This is a genomic window from Bacteroides caecigallinarum, assembly GCF_021530995.1.
Lineage (GTDB): Bacteria > Bacteroidota > Bacteroidia > Bacteroidales > Bacteroidaceae > Phocaeicola > Phocaeicola faecigallinarum.
In genome coordinates this window covers 1-1,459 of sequence record NZ_JADYTF010000229.1, presented here as the reverse complement: position 1 = coordinate 1,459, position 1,459 = coordinate 1, and the positions used below count along the sequence as shown (strand labels likewise).

Below are 1,459 nucleotides of genomic sequence, written 5' to 3'. Positions count from 1 at the left end.
CCCTCAGCTCATCCAGAAGCTTTTCAACGCTTATTGGTGCGGACCTCCATCTGGTGTTACCCAGACTTCATCCTGGCCAAGGGTAGATCACTTGGTTTCGCGTCTACTACCGCTGACTTGACGCCCTGTTCAGACTCGCTTTCGCTTCGGATCCGGGTCTTGTGACCCTTAACCTTGCCAACGACAGTAACTCGTAGGTTCATTATGCAAAAGGCACGCTGTCACTCCTGAAAGGAGCTCCAACCGCTTGTAGGCGCACGGTTTCAGGTACTATTTCACTCTTCTGTTCGAAGTGCTTTTCACCTTTCCTTCACAGTACTGGTTCACTATCGGTCTCTCGGGAGTATTTAGCCTTACCGGATGGTCCCGGCTGATTCACGCAGAATTCCTCGTGTTCCGCGCTACTCAGGATACCACTATGCTTCGTCTTGTTTCGAATACAGGACTGTCACCTTCTATGGTCGAACTTTCCAGATCGTTCTTCTCACAAGATTTCTTGCAATGTCGTGGTCCTACAACCCCAACCATGCCGTAACATGGGTGGTTTGGGCTCTTCCCCGTTCGCTCGCCACTACTGGGGGAATCATTGTTATTTTCTTTTCCTGCAGGTACTAAGATGTTTCAGTTCCCTGCGTTAGCCCCTTACAAAGTAAGGTGATATCCCTTCAGGATATCGGGTTGTCCCATTCGGAAATTCACGGATCAAGGGTTATTTGCACCTCCCCGTGACTTATCGCAGCTTATCACGTCCTTCATCGCCTCCGAGAGCCAAGGCATCCGCCATGCGCCCTTAATTACTTTTGTTATCACGTACACACTCTGTATATTACAACAGAGCGGATGATATATACTTTTAGCTCTTTTGGTTTTGACCAAATTTTTACTTTTTCAGCTTGTTACATCATGTCAAAGATCTTTTTAATGTGAAGGTTACGGAGTCGGACCGTTTTTCCGGGGCCGGCCTTTTGTTTTAGGCTCCCCTGCCTCCTATATCTAATTAAACAAACTTGCCTGTAGTACAAGAAGCATAAACCTTCTTGATCTTTTCTACGGTATCTCTCCAGAAAGGAGGTGTTCCAGCCGCACCTTCCGGTACGGCTACCTTGTTACGACTTAGCCCCAATTACCAGTGTTACCCTAGGGCGCTCCTTGCGGTTACGCACTTCAGGTACTCCCGGCTTTCATGGCTTGACGGGCGGTGTGTACAAGGCCCGGGAACGTATTCACCGCGCCGTGGCTGATGCGCGATTACTAGCGAATCCAGCTTCGTGGAGTCGGGTTGCAGACTCCAGTCCGAACTGAGAGAGGCTTTTGGGATTGGCCAACCGTCGCCGGCAAGCTGCCTTCTGTACCCCCCATTGTAACACGTGTGTAGCCCCGGACGTAAGGGCCGTGCTGATTTGACGTCATCCCCACCTTCCTCACATCTTACGATGGCAGTACCGCCAGAGTCCTCAGC

General features: G+C 50.3%; 2 rRNA genes. Both read right to left on the bottom strand.

Annotated features, from left to right (window positions below):
* Positions 1 to 804, bottom strand: a 23S ribosomal RNA gene (locus I6E24_RS16235); the annotation flags it as partial.
* A 260-nt stretch (positions 805 to 1,064) separates the two neighbouring features.
* Positions 1,065 to 1,459, bottom strand: a 16S ribosomal RNA gene (locus I6E24_RS16230); the annotation flags it as partial.